Genomic DNA, 6329 nt, shown 5'->3' on the forward strand with positions numbered 1-6329 from the left:
GTGGGGCCACAAGCAGCCCCGCACCCAGCGGGAGAGCCTCGCGGCGGCCGGAGATCAGGCGGCGACGCATTCAGTCAGACGCAATCAGATAAAAAGTGGTGGCCCCCAGGAAAACCTGGGGGCCACCACTCATGCGTTCACTGACGTGAACTGACGAGTCGAAGCTCAGTCAGAAAGACTGGTTCAGTTGTTCGTCAGCTTCTCACGCAGCGCGGCCAGGGCCTCGTCGGAAGCAAGGGTGCCCTCGTTGTCGACCGGGGTCGAGTAGGAGGCCTGCTCCTCGATGGAGGGAGCCGCTTCGGCGTCCTCTTCGAGGGCCTTGCGGACCTGAGCCTTGTGGGCCTCCCAGCGGGCCTGAGCCTCTGCGTACTGGGCTTCCCAAGCCTCGCGCTGAGCGTCGAAGCCTTCCATCCACTCCTGGGTCTCCGGATCGAAGCCCTCGGGGTACTTGTAGTTGCCGTTCTCGTCATACTCGGCGGCCATGCCGTAGAGCGAGGGATCGAACTCTTCGGAGGTCGGATCCACGCCCTCGTTGGCCTGCTTGAGGGACAGGGAGATGCGGCGACGCTCGAGGTCGATGTCGATGACCTTGACGAAGACCTCTTCGCCGACCTTGACGACCTGGTCCGGCAGCTCGACGTGACGCTGAGCCAGCTCGGAGATGTGGACGAGGCCCTCGATGCCGTCCTCGACGCGGACGAACGCGCCGAAGGGGACCAGCTTGGTGACCTTGCCGGGCACAACCTGGCCGATGGCGTGGGTGCGGGCGAATGCCTGCCACGGATCTTCCTGGGTGGCCTTGAGCGACAGGGAGACGCGCTCGCGATCCATGTCGACGTCGAGAACCTCGACGGTGACTTCCTGGCCAACCTCGACGACCTCGGACGGGTGGTCGATGTGCTTCCAGGACAGCTCGGAGACGTGAACCAGGCCGTCGACACCACCGAGATCGACGAACGCGCCGAAGTTGACGATGGAGGAAACGACGCCGGAGCGCACCTGGCCCTTCTGCAGGGTGTGCAGGAAGTTCGTGCGGACCTCGGACTGGGTCTGCTCGAGCCATGCGCGGCGGGACAGGACCACGTTGTTGCGGTTCTTGTCGAGCTCGATGATCTTCGCTTCGATCTCGCGACCGATGTAGGGGGCGAGGTCGCGGACGCGACGCATCTCGACGAGGGAGGCGGGCAGGAAGCCACGCAGGCCGATGTCGAGGATCAGGCCGCCCTTGACGACCTCGATGACGGTACCGGTAACGACGCCGTCCTCTTCCTTGACCTTCTCGATCTGGCCCCACGCGCGCTCGTACTGCGCACGCTTCTTCGACAGGAGGAGACGGCCTTCCTTGTCTTCCTTCTGGAGGACGAGCGCCTCAATCTGGTCGCCCACGGCGACAACGTCGTCGGGGTTGACGTCGTGCTTGATGGAGAGCTCGCGAGAGAGGATGACACCCTCGGTCTTGTAGCCGATGTCAAGGAGGACCTCGTCGTGGTCGACCTTGACGACAGTGCCCTCGACGATGTCGCCATCGTTGAAGTACTTGATGGTCTCGTCGATGGCTGCGATCAGGTCTGCTTCCGAACCAATGTCGTTGATAGCGACCTGCGGCGTGTTGGTGGTCATGTAGTAGTTTCTCCGAAACGGACTGGATAGTAGATGGACAGTTCCGGCGTCTTGAGGCTGATGCAGATGCACCTGTCCCCAGACACCGTGAACCAGTCTATCAGTCTTTGCCCTGCAAATGTGACGAATTTGGCGGCACTTTCCGTGGCGTGCGTCGCGTCGTCACGCCCGTTAGTGGGCCGCGAGCTGCCACGAAGCACCGATTCCGACGGCGACATCGAGCGGGACGGAGAGCTCCACGGGGGTCGCCATCTTGTCTCGGACGATCGCTTCGAGCGCCGTGGCCTCTCCCGGGGCAACCTCGAGGAGCAGTTCGTCGTGGATCTGCACGAGGAGGCGTGACTTCAGGCCGGCCTCGGAGAGGGCATCGACGACGTTCATCATGGCGATCTTGACGATGTCTGCGGCGCTGCCCTGGATGGGCGCGTTGAGAGCGGCGCGCTCGGCCATCTCGCGGCGCTGGCGGTTCGAGGAGCGCAGGTCGGGCAGGTAGCGGCGGCGCCCGAACATCGTCTGGGTGTAGCCGTCGGCACGCGCCTGAGCGACGAGGCCCTCGAGGTAGTCGCGGACCTTCCCGAAGCGTTCGAAGTAGCGGTCGCGCAGGGCAGCTGCCTCAGGCACAGGAATGCCGAGCTGAGCAGCGAGGCCATACGACGACAGGCCGTACGCGAGGCCGTAGGAGGTTGCCTTGATTCGCGACCGTTCCTCACCGCTCACCTCGGCGACCGGGGTTCCGAAGACCATGGACGCCATCGTGCGGTGCAGATCCTCGCCCGAGTTGAACGCTTCGATGAGCGCCTCGTCACCGGACAGGTGCGCCATGAGGCGCATCTCGATCTGTGAATAATCGGCGCTCATGAGCGACTCGAATCCCTCACCGGCGACGAAGGCGCCGCGGATGCGCATACCGTCGGCGCTGCGCGCGGGGATGTTCTGCAGGTTCGGATCGGAAGACGCGAGGCGACCCGTGGCCGCAGCGACCTGGGAGAAGGTCGTGTGGATACGTCCATCGGAGGCGACGGTCGCGGACAGGGAGTCGACCATCTGCTTGAGCTTGATGCGGTCGCGGTGGGTGAGCAGGAACCCGAGGAAGTCGTGCCCCGCTCCCCCTTCGTCCGCGGTCTTCGCGTGCAGGTCGACCAGGGCCTCGGCGTTCGTTGTGTACCCGGTCTTCGTCTTCTTCGTCTTGGGCAGGCCGAAGTGATCGAAGAGCAGCTCCTGGAGCTGCTTGGGGCTCGACAGGTTGACCTCGCGTCCTGCCGCGGCCCACGCTCCCTCGCGCGCGGCATCGACGGCCTTGCCGAGCTCGTCGGATAGACCGTCCAGCACAGCCGTGTCCGCGGCGATGCCGATGTCTTCCATCTGGCCGAGTAAGACCGACAGCGGCATCTCCATGTCGGTGAGCAGCGCGGCCTCGGAGCTTTCTTCAAGGCGCGACCTCAGCGTGTACGCGAGCGGGTGCAGGTGAGCGGCCAACTTCCCAGCACGCACCTGGGCCGCGCTCGGGCCTGCTCCCATGTCGCCGAGATCGAAGAGAGCCTCAGAGTCACCCTCCTCTTCCTCGATCACGACGCCGAGCACACGCGAGAGCACATCCTCCAGCTTGTGGGAGCGCTGATCGGGATGCGCGAGGTACGCCGCCAGCATCGTGTCGCACTCGACGGTGCCGAGGGTCCAGCCGCGCGACGCAAGCGCATGGCGCGCCCCCTTCGCGTCGTGCACGATAAGGGACGAGGCCGTGGCGAGGACCTCGCCGAGTGCTTCCTCCTGCTTGGGGCTCAGTTCGACGGGGTCAATCACGAGCGCCTCATGGTCCGAGGCGAGGACAAGGCGGGTGACGTCGCCACGAGTCGGCCGCATGTCGCCCTCAACGAGCACGGCGAGCGTCGAGTGGGCGCGTGCCCACTGGGCAATGTCACACGAAGCATCCGCGAGGGACACCGAGATCTCGACCTCAGCCACAGCCTCGGGCGTCTCGTCGACGTGCCCCTCCCCCATGCCGATGCCCGCTACCTCGCGCACCTTCTGACGCAGGCGCCCGAACTCAAGAGAGTCAAAGAGACGATCGATGGCGGCGACATCCGTGGGGCGGCGCGCCAGATCGCTCGGCGTCACCTCGAGGTCCATGTCGGTGAGCAAGCGATTGAGGCGGCGGTTGCGCACGACGTCGTCCATGTGTTCACGCAGGGCAGCTCCGCGCTTTCCACCGATCTCGTCAGCCCGCGCCAGCAGGTTGTCCAGGCCGTCGTACTTATTGATCCACTGGGCGGCGGTCTTCGGGCCAACGCCCGGAACGCCGGGCAGGTTATCCGAGGTCTCACCCACGATTGCGGCAATCTCGGGATAGCGGTGCGGCGGCACGCCGTACTTGTCCTCCACCGCCTGCGGAGTCATGCGGCGCAGATCGCCAGGCCCCGTCCCCGGATATAGCACCGTGACGTTGTCAGTCACCGTCTGGAAGGAGTCACGGTCACCGGACACGACGAGGACGGTCGCGCCATCATTACCGGCGCCGTACGCGAGCGTCGCGAGAATGTCGTCCGCCTCGAAGCCCTCGCGCGAGAGCGACACGATCCCCATCGCATCGAGCACCTCACGAATCAGCTCCACCTGGCCCTTGAACTCCTCGGGCGTGGCGTCGCGCGTCCCCTTGTACTCCGGGTACTCCTCGGTACGGAATGAGTGCCTGGACACATCGAAAGCAACGGCGATATGCGTCGGCTTCTCTGTCTCCAGCAAACGCGTCAACATTGAGACAAAGCCGTAAACGGCGTTCGTGTGCTGGCCCGTAGCCGTCACGAAGTTATCCGGCGGAAGCGCGTAGAACGCACGAAACGCCATCGAATGGCCATCAATAATCAGCACAGTGTCACTCACACATGCCACCCTAGATGCCATGACACACGATCACCAGACGAAACACACACATTCTTCCTCACCCGATCCGCTCGCACGCGGCGGCTGGGTCGGCGCCCACTGGCCCGGCACCCTGATGGAAGCGACCGGCATGGAAGTGCTGGAGCACAGCGCGACGCGCACCGTGATCTCCATGCCCATCGACGGAAACCGCCAGAGCGCCGGAATCCTCCACGGTGGCGCATCCGCTGCCCTCGCGGAAACCGCGGCTTCTTTCGCCGCCCAGATCCACGCGCGTGAAGCTAACCCGGGCAAGCAGGCCTACGCAGTCGGCACAGAACTCAATGCCTCTCATATCAGCGCCGGACGCGAGGGAATCATCACCGCGACCGCGACCGCCGTCCACCTCGGCCGCAGCTCGACCGTCCACACCGTGGAGATTCGCGACGAGGCCGACCGACTGATCTCCATCGCACGCGTGACGAACCGCATCCTGGTGCGTTCAAGCCACGACTGAGTACGAGTGCACAGCAATGGGGAGGGTCAAATGACCCTCCCCATTCGCGCATCTATGACTCAGTCGTCGACCTGGTTGATCACCGCGTCGGCAACCTCGCGCATGGACAGACGACGATCCATCGACGTCTTCTGAATCCAGCGGAATGCCTCGGGTTCGCTCATGCCCATGTTCTTCATGAGCAGGCCCTTCGCACGGTCCACGCGCTTGCGGGTCTCGAAGCGATCCGACAGATCGGCGATCTGGTCCTCGAGCGACTCGATCTCTGCGTGACGCGACAGGGCGATCTCGACGGCGGGGATCAGGTCAGCGGGGCTAAAGGGCTTCACGACGTAGGCCATAGCGCCGGCGTCGCGCGCACGCTCAACGAGCTCCGTCTGCGAGAAAGCCGTCAGCATGACGACAGCGCAGGACAGCTCCTGCAGGATCTTCTCCGCAGCGGTGATGCCATCCATCTTCGGCATCTTGACATCCATCACGCACAGATCGGGTTCGAGCTCGAGCGCAAGCTCGACAGCTTCCTCACCGTCGGCAGCCTCGCCAACGACCTCGAACCCCGCCTGGGTCAGCGTCTCAACGATATCGAGACGAATCAACCCCTCGTCTTCTGCGACGAGGACGCGACGCGGTTCAGCCTGCTCTTCACTCATTGTCATATTCCTCAGTTTGATCGGTTTGCTCAGCTGCTCTATTGTGGGACACGCACACGCGAAGCCCCGATAGCCCAACTGGCAGAGGCGGTCGGCTCAAACCCGGCTTGTTGTGGGTTCGAATCCCACTCGGGGTACCGCCAGTGGAGTACGTGCTCCTAATGGTACCGGCAATTCAGCACGTGTGCGACGTGCGTAGCACAAATTGATATAGCAAAATCGCAGACGAACAAGGGGCCGACAAGCAAAGCTTGTCGGCCCCTTTGTCACGGCTCAGGCCACGACGCTCAGTTCGAGACCGAGGTACTCGGCAGCCGCGCCCCGGCGGGCCGGCTCGTCAAGGTCGGCGATCGCCTGCTTGACCCTCGAGTCATGGAAGTCAGCGAACCACGGCTCAACGGCGCGTGAGAGCTGTCCGACCTCCAGGTTGTTGGCCACGCGGCCAAACAGAGTGTCGTGGACCGACACGGTCCGGATCTTCGTATTCATTTCTCTTTCTCCTCTTCAATTCGGGCGCGCCAGAAAACGTGCTTTGTTCGCACAGGCATTCCTGATCACGCCGAGCAGCGATCTGCTGCACTGCCGCGCCGTCGTTGGTGCGGCGTCCACGTGTCTCAACGTGTATCCGAGTACTTTATTCCACGGATTTTATTTTGTCCACGTGAACAAACAAAAAGTGCGGGGGC

5 protein-coding genes and 1 tRNA gene are annotated in these 6329 nt (G+C 63.7%); 2 read left to right on the forward strand and 4 right to left on the reverse strand.

Going from position 1 to position 6329, the window contains the following annotated elements; genetic code table 11:
- Positions 1-183 precede the first annotated feature (183 nt).
- Positions 184-1620: a 30S ribosomal protein S1 gene (gene rpsA / locus HMPREF1137_RS01570; RefSeq protein ID WP_003792472.1), complete on the reverse strand. Its 1437-nt coding sequence runs from the start codon at positions 1618-1620 to the stop codon at positions 184-186.
- Between the two features lie 171 nt (positions 1621-1791).
- A complete protein-coding gene (polA, locus tag HMPREF1137_RS01575) occupies positions 1792-4518 on the reverse strand; it encodes a DNA polymerase I (RefSeq protein ID WP_196792936.1) in 2727 nt (908 codons plus the stop codon).
- Here polA and HMPREF1137_RS01580 point away from each other — a divergent pair.
- A complete protein-coding gene (locus HMPREF1137_RS01580; RefSeq protein ID WP_007588069.1) occupies positions 4517-4993 on the forward strand; it encodes a PaaI family thioesterase in 477 nt (158 codons plus the stop codon). The two genes, polA and HMPREF1137_RS01580, sit on opposite strands and share 2 nt — an antisense overlap.
- Positions 4994-5052: 59 nt before the next feature.
- On the opposite strand, the gene HMPREF1137_RS01585 is transcribed toward HMPREF1137_RS01580, so the two are convergent.
- Positions 5053-5643 carry an ANTAR domain-containing response regulator gene (locus HMPREF1137_RS01585; RefSeq protein ID WP_007588074.1) on the reverse strand — a complete coding sequence of 197 codons (591 nt, stop codon included), beginning with the start codon at positions 5641-5643 and terminating at the stop codon, positions 5053-5055.
- Positions 5644-5706: 63 nt separating this feature from the next.
- Here HMPREF1137_RS01585 and HMPREF1137_RS01590 point away from each other — a divergent pair.
- A tRNA-Leu gene (locus tag HMPREF1137_RS01590) sits at positions 5707-5780 on the forward strand.
- 136 nt (positions 5781-5916) lie between these two features.
- Here HMPREF1137_RS01590 and HMPREF1137_RS01595 read toward each other — a convergent pair.
- Positions 5917-6132, reverse strand: coding sequence for a hypothetical protein (locus tag HMPREF1137_RS01595; protein WP_007588076.1), 216 nt, complete (start codon positions 6130-6132; stop codon positions 5917-5919).
- Between the last annotated feature and the right edge of the window lie 197 nt (positions 6133-6329).

The sequence above is a fragment of the Actinomyces sp. ICM39 genome, assembly GCF_000282935.1.
GTDB lineage: Bacteria > Actinomycetota > Actinomycetes > Actinomycetales > Actinomycetaceae > Pauljensenia > Pauljensenia odontolytica_B.